This window comes from Microcoleus sp. Pol12B5, assembly GCF_036701335.1.
Lineage (GTDB): Bacteria > Cyanobacteriota > Cyanobacteriia > Cyanobacteriales > Microcoleaceae > Microcoleus.
This window is the reverse complement of record NZ_JAUBQQ010000105.1, coordinates 1-13,635: the sequence shown is the minus strand read 5'-3', so window position 1 is coordinate 13,635 and position 13,635 is coordinate 1. Positions and strand designations below refer to the sequence as shown.

General features: G+C 47.1%; 17 protein-coding genes. 12 read left to right on the top strand and 5 right to left on the bottom strand.

Features of this window, described 5'->3' with window-relative positions:
• Together QUA24_RS25680 and QUA24_RS25675 are read left to right on the top strand one after the other, a co-directional pair.
• A partial coding sequence (locus QUA24_RS25680) for a hypothetical protein (RefSeq protein ID WP_333233126.1) occupies positions 1-235 on the top strand: 235 nt, incomplete at its 5' end.
• A 108-nt stretch (positions 236-343) separates the two neighbouring features.
• Positions 344-1,108: an ABC transporter ATP-binding protein gene (locus QUA24_RS25675; protein ID WP_333048723.1), complete on the top strand. Its 765-nt coding sequence runs from the start codon at positions 344-346 to the stop codon at positions 1,106-1,108.
• 181 nt (positions 1,109-1,289) lie between these two features.
• Here the strand turns inward: QUA24_RS25675 and QUA24_RS25670 are convergent, their stop codons facing one another.
• Positions 1,290-1,658 carry a hypothetical protein gene (locus tag QUA24_RS25670; RefSeq protein WP_333233124.1) on the bottom strand — a complete coding sequence of 123 codons (369 nt, stop codon included), beginning with the start codon at positions 1,656-1,658 and terminating at the stop codon, positions 1,290-1,292.
• A gap of 126 nt (positions 1,659-1,784) precedes the next feature.
• The gene (locus tag QUA24_RS25665; protein WP_333233122.1) at positions 1,785-2,513 is read right to left on the bottom strand and encodes a lysophospholipid acyltransferase family protein; all 729 of its coding nucleotides are present in this window, start codon (positions 2,511-2,513) and stop codon (positions 1,785-1,787) included.
• Between the two features lie 559 nt (positions 2,514-3,072).
• Here QUA24_RS25665 and QUA24_RS25660 point away from each other — a divergent pair.
• Positions 3,073-4,287 carry a transposase gene (locus QUA24_RS25660; RefSeq protein ID WP_333233120.1) on the top strand — a complete coding sequence of 405 codons (1,215 nt, stop codon included), beginning with the start codon at positions 3,073-3,075 and terminating at the stop codon, positions 4,285-4,287.
• Positions 4,288-4,305: 18 nt separating this feature from the next.
• Here QUA24_RS25660 and tadA read toward each other — a convergent pair whose 3' ends face one another.
• The gene (gene tadA / locus QUA24_RS25655; RefSeq protein WP_333233119.1) at positions 4,306-4,806 is read right to left on the bottom strand and encodes a tRNA adenosine(34) deaminase TadA; all 501 of its coding nucleotides are present in this window, start codon (positions 4,804-4,806) and stop codon (positions 4,306-4,308) included.
• A 75-nt stretch (positions 4,807-4,881) separates the two neighbouring features.
• Between tadA and QUA24_RS25650 the strand changes: the two genes are divergently transcribed.
• Positions 4,882-5,478, top strand: a complete 597-nt coding sequence (locus QUA24_RS25650) for a TerB family tellurite resistance protein (protein WP_333233117.1) — start codon at positions 4,882-4,884, stop codon at positions 5,476-5,478.
• A gap of 306 nt (positions 5,479-5,784) precedes the next feature.
• Entirely contained in the window at positions 5,785-6,618 is an 834-nt protein-coding gene (gene menB / locus QUA24_RS25645) for a 1,4-dihydroxy-2-naphthoyl-CoA synthase (protein WP_190733148.1), read from the top strand.
• Between the two features lie 220 nt (positions 6,619-6,838).
• On the opposite strand, the gene QUA24_RS25640 is transcribed toward menB, so the two are convergent.
• Entirely contained in the window at positions 6,839-7,141 is a 303-nt protein-coding gene (locus tag QUA24_RS25640; RefSeq protein WP_333085038.1) for a hypothetical protein, read from the bottom strand.
• Between the two features lie 512 nt (positions 7,142-7,653).
• Here QUA24_RS25640 and QUA24_RS25635 point away from each other — a divergent pair.
• The gene (locus QUA24_RS25635) at positions 7,654-8,877 is read left to right on the top strand and encodes an SPOR domain-containing protein (RefSeq protein ID WP_333233114.1); all 1,224 of its coding nucleotides are present in this window, start codon (positions 7,654-7,656) and stop codon (positions 8,875-8,877) included.
• Positions 8,878-9,021: 144 nt separating this feature from the next.
• Positions 9,022-9,726 carry a PspA/IM30 family protein gene (locus QUA24_RS25630; protein WP_333233112.1) on the top strand — a complete coding sequence of 235 codons (705 nt, stop codon included), beginning with the start codon at positions 9,022-9,024 and terminating at the stop codon, positions 9,724-9,726.
• Between the two features lie 54 nt (positions 9,727-9,780).
• On the opposite strand, the gene QUA24_RS25625 is transcribed toward QUA24_RS25630, so the two are convergent.
• Positions 9,781-9,957, bottom strand: coding sequence for a hypothetical protein (locus QUA24_RS25625; RefSeq protein ID WP_333167716.1), 177 nt, complete (start codon positions 9,955-9,957; stop codon positions 9,781-9,783).
• A 70-nt stretch (positions 9,958-10,027) separates the two neighbouring features.
• Between QUA24_RS25625 and QUA24_RS25620 the strand changes: the two genes are divergently transcribed.
• The 5 genes from QUA24_RS25620 to QUA24_RS25600 all read left to right on the top strand — a co-directional run bounded on the left by QUA24_RS25620 (position 10,028) and on the right by QUA24_RS25600 (position 13,574).
• Positions 10,028-10,813: a PspA/IM30 family protein gene (locus tag QUA24_RS25620; protein ID WP_006635936.1), complete on the top strand. Its 786-nt coding sequence runs from the start codon at positions 10,028-10,030 to the stop codon at positions 10,811-10,813.
• A gap of 509 nt (positions 10,814-11,322) precedes the next feature.
• Positions 11,323-11,613 carry a hypothetical protein gene (locus QUA24_RS25615; protein ID WP_333233110.1) on the top strand — a complete coding sequence of 97 codons (291 nt, stop codon included), beginning with the start codon at positions 11,323-11,325 and terminating at the stop codon, positions 11,611-11,613.
• 129 nt (positions 11,614-11,742) lie between these two features.
• Positions 11,743-11,967 (top strand): hypothetical protein, encoded by a 225-nt coding sequence (locus QUA24_RS25610; protein ID WP_333233108.1) that lies wholly within the window; start codon positions 11,743-11,745, stop codon positions 11,965-11,967.
• A 214-nt stretch (positions 11,968-12,181) separates the two neighbouring features.
• Positions 12,182-12,478 carry a hypothetical protein gene (locus tag QUA24_RS25605; protein ID WP_333233105.1) on the top strand — a complete coding sequence of 99 codons (297 nt, stop codon included), beginning with the start codon at positions 12,182-12,184 and terminating at the stop codon, positions 12,476-12,478.
• A 505-nt stretch (positions 12,479-12,983) separates the two neighbouring features.
• A complete protein-coding gene (locus QUA24_RS25600) occupies positions 12,984-13,574 on the top strand; it encodes a Uma2 family endonuclease (RefSeq protein ID WP_333233103.1) in 591 nt (196 codons plus the stop codon).
• The last annotated feature ends 61 nt before the right edge of the window (positions 13,575-13,635 follow it).

Here is a 13,635-nt window from a genome sequence, read left to right as displayed (position 1 = left end):
GGTAGCATTGTTGTCATCTCACTTATTTGACTCATTGTCAAGTACAATTTATACCAAATTAGATGAGCTTACCCTGCTCTCGGAGGAAGCAAAAGAGCATATCCTCGACCTAATTTATGCCCACAATAATCAAGGCTTGACCCGCGCTGGAAAAAGCAAATTAGATAACTATCTAGTGCTAGAACATCAGATGACTCTCATAAAACAACTCACAAACACGTCCTTAAAGATTTAGTTTTTTTATATCTCGTCAATTAGCGTCCAAACGATCGCCACTCCAGCCGCCAAAACCGATAAGAAGTGTTAAGTTAGTAGTTAGTTGTGTCGATCGCACAGAAAAAAAATGCCTGAACTACAAACCGATACATACCAAGACCTCGACCCGCAAGTCCTCTCAAAGCCCGTTGTTGTCGGTCTGGAAGAGGTAACAAAAGTTTACGGGATTGGCGACCTGGAAGTTCGCGCCTTAAACGGCGTCAGCTTGACGGTAAGACAAGGAGAATATTGCTCGATTATGGGCGCGTCGGGATCGGGCAAATCTACAGCTATGAATATTATCGGCTGTCTCGATCGACCTACGAGCGGCAGTTACTACTTAGACGGCGTAGATGTCGCCCAAATGCCCGAAGAAGAATTAGCCGGAATTCGAAATTTAAAATTAGGTTTTGTCTTCCAACAATTTCACCTATTGCCTCAATTGACAGCATTAGAAAATGTCATGTTACCGATGGTTTATGCCGGCATTCCCGCAGCAGAAAGACGCGAACGGGGAGTAGATGCTTTAACAAAAGTCGGCCTGGAAAGTCGGCTGCAAAACAGACCGAATCAACTATCAGGAGGACAGCAGCAGCGGGTAGCCATTGCTAGGGCTATTGTCAACCGTCCCGTGTTGTTGCTGGCTGACGAACCGACTGGTGCATTGGATACAAAAACTACTCAAGAAGTAATGGATATTTTTACAGAATTCAATGAAAGCGGGATGACTGTGGTTATGGTAACGCACGAACCCGAAGTGGCGCGTCAAACTCGCCGCGTTGTCTGGTTCCGCGACGGTCAAGTTATTCACAATAATCTTAACCCCGAAGAGCTTTCACACGCTGTATTTTAGTATAATAGTCCGCGAAAAGCGAAAAGAAAATTGGGCGATTGAAATCGCTTCTAGACAAACGAAGTCCGCCTACGCGGACTGAAGAATCAAGAGGGTATCAGTCCTATGCAAGAGGACTTTAGCTATTAGACAGGGGTTTTCAACCCCTGGCGGACTAATAGACAAAACGCCCGATATCTGCTTAATGAAAAGCACTGGGAAAAGCTTCCCAAACTCGATCGACAAAATCTCTAAGTTGCCGAGATGCGATCGCACCATCCTTTTTCTCAGAGTCCAGAGACTGCAACTCAGTCAACAGTGAAATTACCTCAGTATCAAAAGCCACGCGAAACAAACTCCCCGGCCACAGCAAATCAGCACCATCTCGCAAATCGGATAAAGTGTATTCTTCCGGTGAATCCTTCCCCGACACTAATACAACTAACATTAAAGGGCGCACCCAACAAACTTGACGTACCTCAACCACTTGGATCACCTCTGAATGCAGGCACGCATCTCCACATTCTAAACTGACAATTTGACCCGGCTTAAAGTTCAAAGCACAATCCATTAATGCTCACACTTAATACAGACATAACAAACCAGCAAAATAAGTGCTGCATCTCTCTACAGCACCCGAAAACATTATATCATAATTTCTTCTTCCTTCTTCCTTCTTCCTTCTTCCTTCTTCCTCTCAACTTTCATCAAGCTTTTTAAGAGCCATTTCGAGATCGGCTGTCAACAATCGTGCTTCTTTTTTACCACCGCCACCATTGGCATAATCCGCCACGGAAATCGGAGAACCGATCGCAATTTTTACCTGAGCACCCCATTGAGGAATTCGCGGGCGATAGCGGATACTCATCGGTACAATTTTCACCCCCAAACCCGGTTTGCTCAACTCAGCTTGCATTGCCAAACGCGCCAATCCAGGCTTAATCGGATGAACTTCGCCATCCTGAAAAATACCGCCTTCGGGAAAAATCACCAACATTTCCTTGTCGAGGAGTAGTTCCACCCCATAACGGAGACTGCCAATTGCCGGATGCTTGAGATCCACAGCAAACCCCCCCAAATGTCTGATGAACCAACCTTGCAGTCCTTTGACCTCATCAGCAGTTACCATAAACCGCAAATCGCGTCCAGTCACCTTCTGTCCAGTTGAATAGGGCATCATCAGGGCATCCCACCGGGAGCGGTGCGTTGGGGCTAAGATGACAGGCCCGTCTTTCGGCAAGTGCTCCTGTCCGGTTACCTCAATCTTGCCAAAATGAAACGGTAGGACAACATAGTGACCTAGCGGATAGAGCAAGGAGGTTAACCAAGGAGAAACGCGAGAGGTATTAGATGCTACCTTGGCAGGCATTGGCTTCACTAGAGATGATTTACTGGACTCAACGGCGATCGTGGCGGTGTGGGGCATAGCAATTAAGCTGCTTGATCGATATCTAAAGTCTAAAGTAAGGTGTTGGCCAAATCTTTAGTTTTTAGATCGGGACACTTTTGCTATTGGCCTTGTGCCGATCGAGCGATCGCGCCCGCAAGAGATAATCTCCAACAGGTAAAACCTCAACCAACCGGACAGCACTAATGCAGAGCAGTCTGCCGCCTCGAAAGCTTGAGCCGGGAATTACGGATCTATTATTCCAGTTAAAGGGTCAATCCATTTTAGATTTTAGATTTTAGATTTGAGATTTTAGAATTGAAGCATTGACCGCACGGATAAATTCGGGGGCTCCTTTATCGGATACAGGTTTTTTATTTCTGGGTCCTGAGTCTGCTTTCGGAATGAATCCGGGGGCTTGTATCCTGGATGCTTTCCGTCAATTTCGATTAAACCTCGCTCCGAAGAAAGTAAAAAATTTTACCGAAAAATTGGGTTTAAAGCCCCGTCCTTCTAGGACGGCTTTCTCTTTAAAGACTGTAGCTTAAGAAGCGATGCAACGTTTTTTAAGCTATAGTAAATAGAGGAGGTGATGCAAGTGTTTAGTCTGACATACGAATACAAACTCCAACCCACATCAGCGCAAGTTGCCCGATTTGAAGACTGGCTCGAACAATGTCGGCGCGTCTACAACTATGCCTTAGCCGAACGCAAAGATTGGTTTAAATCTCGTAGCTGTCAGATAAATGCTTGTTCTCTCCAGTCCGAATACATCATTCCAGCAGAAACCAAACGCCCTACTTATGCCAGTCAATGCCAGACATTAACAGCCTATAGGAAAACTTCTGGCAACCTACAGCGAGTGCAATCTCAAGTTCTACAACAGACGCTTCGTCGGTTAGAACAAGCATTCGTCAGCATGTGGGAGCAAGGACATGGTTTCCCTCGATTCAAGAAGAGTGGAACCATGCGCTCTTTCGTTTTTCCTCAAGTTGGGATAGATGCCGTAAGAGATGGCGCTATCAAGCTACCTGTAATTGGCTGGCTCAAGTTTCGCCAATCGCGTTCTATTCCTGATGGCGCAAAGCTAAAACAGGTTCGGATAGTCAGACGTGCTAGCGGATGGTTTGCCATGTTGACATTGCAGTGGGATGTATCCGTTCCAGATGTCATGCCACATGGCGAAGCGCTGGGAGTAGACGTTGGAATCAGTCACTTGGCTGCGGTCTCTAACGGTAAGTTGTTCCCCAATCCCAGACCTTTCAATTCGCTCGAACGCAAGCTTAGATTACTGCAACAGAGAGTATCAAGAAAAGTTAAGGGGTCGAATAACCGCAAGAAAGCGCAAGTTAAAGTCAGCAAACTGCACGAACGAATTGCAAATACTCGGAAAAACTACTACTGGCTCGTAGCTCACAATCTTTGCGATTGGGCGGGGATGATATTTGTGGAAGATTTGAAACTCAAAGGTCTAGCGCGAGGCTTCTTAGGGAAGCACTGCTTAGACGCTGGATGGGGACAATTTTTTCAAGTATTAGAGCAGTGCTGTCGCAAACGCGGAGTGTTCTTTCTTAAGGTTGACAGCAAGAAAACCAGTCAGATATGTCCTAACTGCTTAGTCGAGACGGGCAAGAAGCAGCTCTCCGAGCGTATTCATTCGTGCCAACATTGCGGCTATACGACGGATAGAGACGTTGCAGCCGCTCAAGTAGTTCTCATTCGAGGACTTGCAGCCGTGGGACACACGGTCAAGATGCTTTCTGAGGGTAAAGCGATTGCGCTCCCGGCGATGAAAGAATCCCCCTCCTTATAGGGCGGGGAGTGTCAACTGTTAATTTTTCCGGCGTGCTTCAAACCAAGAAAGCAACTGATCGCGGCAAACAGACTCCATAATACCGCCGAGCACCTCTAAGCGGTGACACGAATGCGCGCTATCTGGAATATTAGCCGCAGTCCGAATCGTGCCAGTTTTTGGGTCATCTGCTCCGTATACCAGCAGACCAATCCGAGCTTGGACGATCGCACCAGCGCACATCGGGCAAGGTTCCAGCGTTACGTAGAGCGTGCATTGGTTGAGATGCCAGTCTTGCAAAACTTTGCCCGCAGCCCGCAAAGCCAAAATTTCAGCGTGAGCAGTCGGATCGCAGTCTCGCTCTCGCCGGTTTTGCGCTTCGGCAATCAATTTGCCACTACCGTCAACAATTGCAGCACCCACGGGTACTTCACCAGCATCACCGGCTGCTTGTGCCAGTTCCACAGCCCTAGTCATCCAGCGTTTGTGAATAAAATAAGTAGTATCACGAATAGACAACGGCTCAGCTTTACAATTCACGTCATACCTAAGTAACAGAAAAACTTAAGATCGATAAAGAAAGTTACATTACAGCTTAATCGAGAGTCTTTAATTATGGACACCACTACGATTACCACTGAAATTGTTGAGCTGTTGTGCCGCATTAGTCGGCAAAAGCTGCGTGAACAAGATATCACTCCTTTGGTAGTGTTTCTGACTGCTCTGATTTCCATCCTGCGCGGAGTGATGATTATTGACAGGACGATCGCAGTTGAAGAAGAAGAACGGCTGCAAAAGACTCTCAAAGCCTTTGCTAGCGGCGACCGCGATCGGGTAGAACTAATTCAGCGCCTTGTCAAAGGAGTATCGAAACAGCAGGTTTACTTCAACCCCACGGAATTGCTAACCCTGACAGCTTTGTTCTCAGAATCTGAAAAACTGTTGCTCATCGGTTCCGGCTACGAAATGTCAGCGGCCGACGGACACATCGACCTGCGGGAGCAAATGTACCTACAGTCGATCGCAAATCGGCTCGGCCTCGACTCCAGACACATTGCAGTCATAGACACTTTATTTACTAAAGAAGGAACCCTCGACTCACAAGCTTTTGCCGAAGTTCAAGCTTTACTCGATCCCAGCGAATTCGAGTCCCGCGATCCGGTATTTGGCAAAGCAGCAAAGCACTTGCTGAGTATTTTACTCCGCAAATAGTCCAGCGCATATAAATTTTGGAGCAGTAAAAGTCGTGAGAAGAGTTCGAGGATTTGACGCTGTTTCCAATTGAGATGCGACTGGGGCGCTCTTACCCTCAAAAACCGAGTTGTTTAACCCCTACCAAGAGCGCTGCACGGCGTATGTTCGTAAAAAACCTGGTTTCTCCCTAAATCCCGCTTTATTTTTTTTTCCAGAGTCGATCGACCCTTGTATCCCATTGAACCGAATGCCTCTAAAATCTAAAAGCGACTTGTCGCTGCCTTGATTGACTCAGCTCAATCTCAAATCTCAAATTGATTGATTATGCAAATTGAATGGCAAACCGCCAAAACCTACGAAGACATTCTCTATCACAAAAGTGGTGGCACCGCCAAAATTACCATCAATCGACCTCACAAACGGAACGCTTTCCGTCCCAAAACAGTTCTGGAACTGTGCGATGCCTTTACTGATGCCCGCGAAGACACAAAAATAGGCGTTGTCCTTTTCACCGGTGCGGGGCCTCATACAGACGGCAAATACGCCTTTTGCGCCGGCGGCGACCAAAGCGTGCGGGGTTCGGCGGGATATGTAGACGAAGGTGGCATACCCCGGTTGAACGTGCTCGACTTGCAGAAGTTGATTCGATCTATGCCTAAAGTTGTAATTGCTTTAGTTGCAGGCTACGCAATTGGAGGGGGTCACGTTCTGCACTTAATTTGCGACTTGACGATCGCTGCTGACAATGCTATTTTCGGACAGACCGGCCCCAAAGTCGGCAGTTTCGACGGTGGTTTCGGAGCTAGCTATCTTGCCAGAGTCGTCGGCCAGAAAAAAGCCAGAGAAATTTGGTTTTTGTGTCGCCAGTACAGCGCACAGCAAGCCCTAGAAATGGGTTTAGTCAACTGCGTCGTGCCCGTCGAACAACTAGAACTAGAAGGGATTCAGTGGGCTGCGGAAATTCTCGAAAAAAGTCCGATCGCGATTCGCTGCTTGAAATCTGCTTTTAATGCTGACTGCGACGGTCAAGCCGGTTTGCAAGAACTGGCAGGAAATGCCACTTTGCTGTACTATATGACCCAGGAAGGCGCCGAAGGCAAACAAGCCTTTTTGGAAAAACGGCAACCTGATTTTAGTCAATATCCTTGGCTGCCATAGCGGGATGCAGAAATCAGTTTTTTTTATGCGCTCATATTAAAGTAAATGCTGATTTTTATGAGTTAGTAAAGCCAAATGCACCCGATCGTCCAAAATTGTGACTATTGATACCAGTTCCCAAAAAGAATGAAACTGCTTTGTCAGATCCCAACCATGATAATGATCAGTGATTTCCCAATCGAAAATCGAAAATGGTATGACCTATCCTGCTGCCGACTAACTAAACCGAAACTGCGGCAGCGGATTTTTCGGTTAACGTTGTGCCTGTAAGCTGGCAGGCATGGCGCTCGGAAAGAGTGACGGTGGCATCCTGCAGCGTCAGAGTCGATTCTTGCCACATTCCAATTTCTTCTATGTTTTCCCAAGATGACCTAAAAGGCGAAACCGCTAAAGCACAAGCTTTCCAGTGGCTTTGAACCGGGCCGCTTAGTAGAGCGCAAACACCTCCGCGTCTGCCTTCAGGGGTATAGTGACGGCAGTGACCACAAGCTGAAGTTAAAGGTGAAGTTAAGGAGGTTTGCATAAAAGTTCTTCGGGAAATCATTTTCATCTCTAATTCTCCTTTGTAGAGCTAGCCGGTTTTAGAGCATCCCAACCTTTATGGTGTCTGGGTTGTAGCGATCCCCAGAGCATAATTAAATTTTATAATTTATTTATAATCTCGTTATATATAGATACAATTAGCTCGGTAGTTGCTCATTGTATAGGTAAAAACATAGGTTAAAAGTTTATAAAGGCGTTAGGGATCAAGAAAAAGTACAAATACCCAAGGAGTATGAAAGGTCACAAATAAGCGGTAGCTCAGGATACAAAAAGTGGCTGAGAGTGTCGGTAAGCAGCCTCCGGGAAACAGCAACAATTAAGTTTTCAAATGAAAATGAAAAATAGCTGCCGACGATCGACAGCAGGCGATCTGGCCACTGTTGCATTGACGCCAAAAGTAGCTAATCATAAAATAGGCAAGTTTTCAAGCTTCTTGTTTATATCTACAATCAAAACATTAAAATTAATTCAGAGGCGGTAGGAGTTTTGCTAATGAGTAAGCGTTCTTCGGTTGAATCCCCAAATCATCAATCCTCTTCAACCCCAATCAACCCTGCTTTGCAAGCAGTCCTGGGGAGTCTAGATGTAAATCTAGAAGCAGAACTGACAACATACAGAAGGCACAGGAGGCGCGCCGAACAGTGGGTGTCGCCCTCAGTTCGTACCGGCAAGCAAACAGCCACAACCGAGCAACAGCTAGCCCAAAATTTGGCGCCAGAGACTGCGGAGGAAACCCAGCAGCCGCTATCGCTGCCCCTATCCCTTGCCGGCACTCAGGGCGATGCCCCGCTAGCAACTACCAGGGGTGGCACAAAATTATCTAGCAGTGCCTTCGCACCCAACAATTATCTCGAATCCAGCGAAAAACTCATCGAAAGTTTGGACGAGTCAAAAGCTGAGCCTACGGTAGAACGCAGTTTAGCTGCCAGTTTGTTAACTCCCTTGGGACTGAGTTCGATGCTGCTGTTTTTGCTGTCATGCACAGCTTTGGGCTACGCCGTCATGTACCCGTCAAATCTAGTTAAGATGGCCGGCTTGAACCGTTTGCTCCGCACCTCACCCTCTCCCAGCGACAGTCCCGCCTCTAATTCCACCTCAGATACCAGCACCAAGGAACTGCCGAAAGCTCCAAATCTGGTATCCAAGGAATTTGTAGAGCTAGATTTGAGCACTCTCAGCAATGTCCAGCCGACAGTCAGCCCGATTCCTTCCCCGTCACCAAAAGCATCAATCCCGCCAACTCCGCCAGCGCCTCCGGGCCCCAGCGGGGCTGTGCCGATTCCTACAGAAGACGGCAACCCAGCCAGAGGCAGGGAACAAGGACTCAACAATCTGAGTACAGCTTTGCTTCCCACTCCCAGCCCCAGCGCCGCCCAGCCAGTGCCGACACTGCCGACACTGCCTCCAACACCCTCCCCAGCCCAGCCTGCCGCCGCATCCCCGGCGACAGCATCCCCAGCAGCCGCATCCCCAGCAGCCGCATCCCCGCTGGGAAGGCCTGCACGGGCCGCCGACGGTTTCTATTACGTTGTCACCGATTACACCGACGAAAAATCGCTGCAGCAAGCCAGAACCGCTGTTCCCGATGCCTACGTGCGAAACTTCTCAAAGGGTGTCAAGATCCAAATGGGGGCTTTGAACGATCCTGCCTCAGCAGAACGTTTGGTGAAAGAACTCCAAGAAAAAGGGGTGAAGCCACAATACTATCAACCATAAATTAGGTAAAGGGTGAAAAACTTTAACTAAATTGTTAGACAAAGCTAGACAATGATGAATGTTTTGTCTAACACAAAATTGGTTTTGTAATTGTCAATTCCCAGTCCTAAATCTAAAATTTAATAAAATCGGGAGACGGGCAAAATGGGATTATTCGATCGCCTATGGCGAGTGATTCGAGCCAATATTAACAGTTTAGTCGGGGCTGCTGAAGACCCAGAAAAAATTCTGGAACAGGCTGTAATGGATATGCAGGAAGATTTAGTGCAGCTCAGACAAGCTGTGGCAGGAGCGATTGCAGCTCAAAAACGCACTGAACGCCAGTGTTCCCAAGCTGAGTCTACAGCAGCAGAATGGCATCAGCGGGCGCAGCTAGCTTTGCAAAAAGGCGAGGAAAATTTGGCGCGGGAAGCTCTGACGCGCAAGAAATCTTATCAAGAAACGGCAACGGCGATGAAAGCCAGTCTGGATCAGCAATCGGCTGTTGTGACTAAACTTAAAGAAAATATGCGGGCGCTCGAAAGTAAAATTTCCGAGGCAAAATCTAAAAAAGATATGTACATTGCCCGAGCTCGATCGGCCGCATCGTCGGAAAGACTTCAAGAAATGATGGGCAATCTCAGTACCGGCAGTGCTTTGAGCGCGTTTGAACGCATGGAAGAGAAAGTCATGCAGCTAGAAGCTCGCTCCGAAGCAATCGCAGAACTCGGAACTAATGATTTAGAAAAGAAGTTTCTCTCTCTCGAAGGTGCCGACGATGTGGATACCGAGTTGGCGGCGATGAAAGCACAAATGCTTCCGGGCAACAATACGCCCAACTTGCCGTCGGGCGAGCCGCCCGCATCCTGAACCCCAGGCAACAGAAGAAGAGTCGGGACGAGCAAAAACTTCTCAACAGCCTAGCTAGAGATGGCTCGAAGCCTGTTGGGGAATTCCCGGATCGAAGTTAAACTCAATAGATATGTGCATGAATAAGCTTGCCTGCATCACATTACTCGATCGCTTTAAACTGGATTTATCTGTCTGCAAAAATTGCCAAAAACTAAATCGCACTAAAAATCTGACCAGAGTGAATTTCACAACTGCGGGCTAGGGCTATCAAGCCTGCTTTCCGCCTACTTCGTACACCTCACCCAGGAAAAATAGCATTATGGGATTATTTGACCGCATTAGCCGAGTCGTCAAAGCCAATCTTAACGATCTGGTCAACAAAGCTGAAGACCCGGAAAAGATTTTAGAACAGTCTGTTACGGATATGCAGGAAGACTTGGTGCAGTTGCGTCAGGCCGTTGCCAGCGCGATCGCAACTCAAAAGCGCACCCAGACTCAGTACAATCAAGCTGAATCTCAGTCTAACCAGTGGCAGCAGCGCGCTCAGCTAGCCCTGCAAAAAGGAGACGAGACTTTGGCCCGGGAAGCGCTAGTTCGCAAAAAGTCTCACGCTGAAACGGCTGCTACGCTGAAAGCGAGTCTGGATCAGCAATCGGCTCAGGTGGAAAGTCTCAAGCGTAACTTGATCGGTTTGGAGAGCAAAATTTCCGAAGCTAAGACTAAGAAGGATATGCTCAAAGCGAGGATATCCGCTGCTAAAGCTCAGGAACAGCTCAACAATACCATTGGCACCTTGAATACTGGCAGTTCAATGGCGGCTTTTGATCGCATGGAAGAAAAAGTTTTGCAGATTGAAGCTCGCGCGGGAGCTTCGGCAGAATTGGCCGCCGGTGGCAGCAATTTAGAGGAACAGTTCCGCTTGCTCGAAAGCGGCGGTGATGTTGACGACGAGTTGGCTCAGATGAAAGCTCAACTGACGGGGGGTTCTGTGTCTCAAGGTCAATTGCCGGCAGCGGGTAAAACGGCAGCAGCGAGTAGCTCGGAGTCGAGCCCGGTGATTGACGCTGAGTTGGAAGAATTGCGATCGCAGCTCAATAAAATGTAGTAATCTCTATCAAAATTTACCTATTTCTCAGATCGCAGGTTTGATAGAACGCTCCGCCGACCTACAGGGCTAGCTTGGGAGGTCGGAGTTTTTTTAGTAATTTTTTGTTACACAATATATGAATTCTGTCAACTATCTTTATATTGATTTAAGGAATGAAGTGTTTAAAAAGTGATAGAGTAATTTTATTCCTTGGAAGAAGGCTAGTTTGAGAGGTAATAGTTTTTCAGTAATTGTTTTATACACAAAATAGGTGTGCTGTCAACTATCTTTATATTGACTTAATAAATTAACTCTTTCAAAAGTGATAGAGTAATTTTATTCCTTGCAATTGCGTCGGCTGCGCCCGATCGTAAGTGTAAATAACTATCAAATATCGCTAATCTGTCATGCCCGTGCAATTTTCGAGAGGCTTTTGTAAAATCAAGTTTTTCAAGGCATTAGCACTTGGTTTTTCAATTGCAGCTATTTGCCCCGCACTGCTATCAGCTCTAAGTGTGGGTGAGTCGATGGTTGGTACCGACTCAGGGGTGCAAGCGCCAATTTTGCATGATAATTTACCGCCTCAATTCAAACTAAATCAAGAAACAGCAGACGATCGCGATCGGCTTCGTGATTTATACTCGGGTTCAGAATTAGATAGAGGCAGTAAAGAGCTAGAAAATAGCATCCCGGAATTCGATCAATCGACCCAAAGTGATCCCGCAGAAACTCTCGCTCAATTGCCGAATCGAGGAGAAAACAGACACGAATTTCCGATTCCTAACCCGCGACTGCAAAATCCGGCTCCTCTCCCATAACCCGCGCCACCAAAGCCCTTGCCTTCAGCCGCACTGCTTTTGTCGCCTGCTGTTGCGGCGCCGGTACAGCCTGCAGAATTGCTAAGATTCCGGGTACGATAAAAGTTGATCGATTTGAAGTAGTTGGCAGTGATTTACCGCGAGCCGATCGTGCAAAATCCGAGAAGAAAAATCGCGATCGGTATTGGTACTCGCAGTCGAGAAAGCGATACATCTTTGCTGGGAAAGGATTTTCCACTGTCGTCGGAAGCAGATAATCGGGGAAGAAATCGGGTTGCGGTGCTGAGGCTGTTTCAGGATTTTAGTCAAAGGGGAGAGAGAGATGTCTTGGCGGCGCGATCGCAGTTCTGTTAGGGAGTTGCAGCATTGGGCGCTACGATGAGCAGCAGCCGCCCTGACAGTTGATTTTTGACCTGGCGGGGTCAATAGCAGTACGTGCGGTTGTTGGCTGCTGAGAGGCTGCTGGTGGTGCGATCGGATGGGGAATTGGCAGGGGCAGGGGCAGAGCTTTTGGCGATCGAACAATTCGCTAGAGGGGGCTCAGATATCTTGCGGGGTTACTGTCAGGATGCAATGCTTACCCCTAGCGGGATTTTTGATTCAGCCGATTTGCGGTATCCGATGCCAGCGCACCCGCGACAAACAAGGAGTTTTGCAGGTGACGCCGTTTGTGGATTTTGGCCATGTTTGGAATCCGAGGGGAAGGGCGGTTTTGGAAGCGAAGGCTTTGCTGTCAGCAGGATTGCGCCTGCGCTGGCTGTACGGCGAAAGGTGGAATGCTGGCGGAGGCTGGGGAATTCCTTTGATTGATATTAAGTTGGGCGATCGAAGTTGGCAAGAGCGCGGGCTGTATTTTTCAATATAATTCAAACCTTTTGAGGAAAGTAGTCGTTTTGCCCTTGGCGGAACTGAGCAATTTCGCTATATAGTAATAAGTATCATTTGGCACTCATCATTAGGTGCCAAGAGTGCATTTTACTGATAATCTTTAAATTAAACTATGTCTAAGGTGGGGTTGCTGCTTTTAAGTTCTTTTGCTGCCGGTTTTGGGCTTTGCTCAATCATTTTGGCGATGTTTACGATGACTTCCCGACTGTCGTTTACGTCTTTTTTTACCTTTGTTTTAACTTTGGTATTTTTTGGAATTAATCTGGTTTTTGCTTTGCATTATTATACATCGCTTACTAAGCAATTGAGTGTTAAAAATAAAAGGAAAGCGAGAATTTAGCGGTTGTGAAGCAGAAGCGGAAAAAGGCATGAATAGTTGTTTCGGGAATTTGAAGGTAATCCAGAAAACGCCTCTGGGTTAGGAAAACTATCTAGCTGTAAGCCATAATTATTTAAGGTCTAATTATTTAGGAGGTGCGATCATGGTTATAACTCAAACCAACCCGCCAAATCTTCCAGATGCGACAAAGACTCGCTTTACTCCACATGAATACCGGGCGATCGAGGAAACTGCTGAAGAACGTCACGAATATTGTAACGGAGAGATTATCGCTATGCCAGGAGGTTCCCCCGCTCACAGCCGTATTACCGTAGATATTACGACTTTTCTTAACGTGGCTGTGCGAGACACAAATTTTCAAATCTATAACGGCGATCTACGCATTTGGATTCCTAGCTTCAATCATGGAACTTATCCCGATGTTATGGTAATTGATGGTGAACCGGAATTCAATGGCGATCGCACGGATGAAATTCTCAATCCTTTACTGATTGTTGAGGTTCTTTCCTCCTCTACTGAAGGCTACGATCGAGGTGAAAAGTTCAGAAAATATCGCTCTCTTGCTAGTTTTTGTGAATATTTGCTGGTTAGTCAAGCTGAACCCTACATTGAGCAATATTATAATGGCGATCGCCCAAGTAGCGATCGCTGGCAATGGCAAGTTTGCGATCGGCTCGATCGCGCGATCGTCCTGCACAGTTTAAATATAGAACTTCCGGCGTTGCTGAGTTAGAGTATGAACAGGAGGGATAATTTATGCACTGCCCAGAATGTAAATCAACCCATATCCGTAA

Bases quoted from the DNA above. Each gene is read 5' to 3' on its own strand.
- QUA24_RS25630 (WP_333233112.1), top strand. From the start codon at position 9,022: ATGGGATTATTCGATCGCCTATGGCGAGTGATTCGAGCCAATATTAAC.
- QUA24_RS25650 (WP_333233117.1), top strand. From the start codon at position 4,882: ATGGACACCACTACGATTACCACTGAAATTGTTGAGCTGTTGTGCCGC.
- QUA24_RS25615 (WP_333233110.1), top strand. From the start codon at position 11,323: ATGGTTGGTACCGACTCAGGGGTGCAAGCGCCAATTTTGCATGATAAT.
- menB (WP_190733148.1), top strand. From the start codon at position 5,785: ATGCAAATTGAATGGCAAACCGCCAAAACCTACGAAGACATTCTCTAT.
- QUA24_RS25665 (WP_333233122.1), bottom strand. From the start codon at position 2,513: ATGCCCCACACCGCCACGATCGCCGTTGAGTCCAGTAAATCATCTCTA.
- QUA24_RS25605 (WP_333233105.1), top strand. From the start codon at position 12,182: ATGCAATGCTTACCCCTAGCGGGATTTTTGATTCAGCCGATTTGCGGT.
- QUA24_RS25620 (WP_006635936.1), top strand. From the start codon at position 10,028: ATGGGATTATTTGACCGCATTAGCCGAGTCGTCAAAGCCAATCTTAAC.
- QUA24_RS25675 (WP_333048723.1), top strand. From the start codon at position 344: ATGCCTGAACTACAAACCGATACATACCAAGACCTCGACCCGCAAGTC.
- QUA24_RS25635 (WP_333233114.1), top strand. From the start codon at position 7,654: ATGAGTAAGCGTTCTTCGGTTGAATCCCCAAATCATCAATCCTCTTCA.
- QUA24_RS25640 (WP_333085038.1), bottom strand. From the start codon at position 7,141: ATGCAAACCTCCTTAACTTCACCTTTAACTTCAGCTTGTGGTCACTGC.
- QUA24_RS25670 (WP_333233124.1), bottom strand. From the start codon at position 1,658: ATGGATTGTGCTTTGAACTTTAAGCCGGGTCAAATTGTCAGTTTAGAA.
- QUA24_RS25600 (WP_333233103.1), top strand. From the start codon at position 12,984: ATGGTTATAACTCAAACCAACCCGCCAAATCTTCCAGATGCGACAAAG.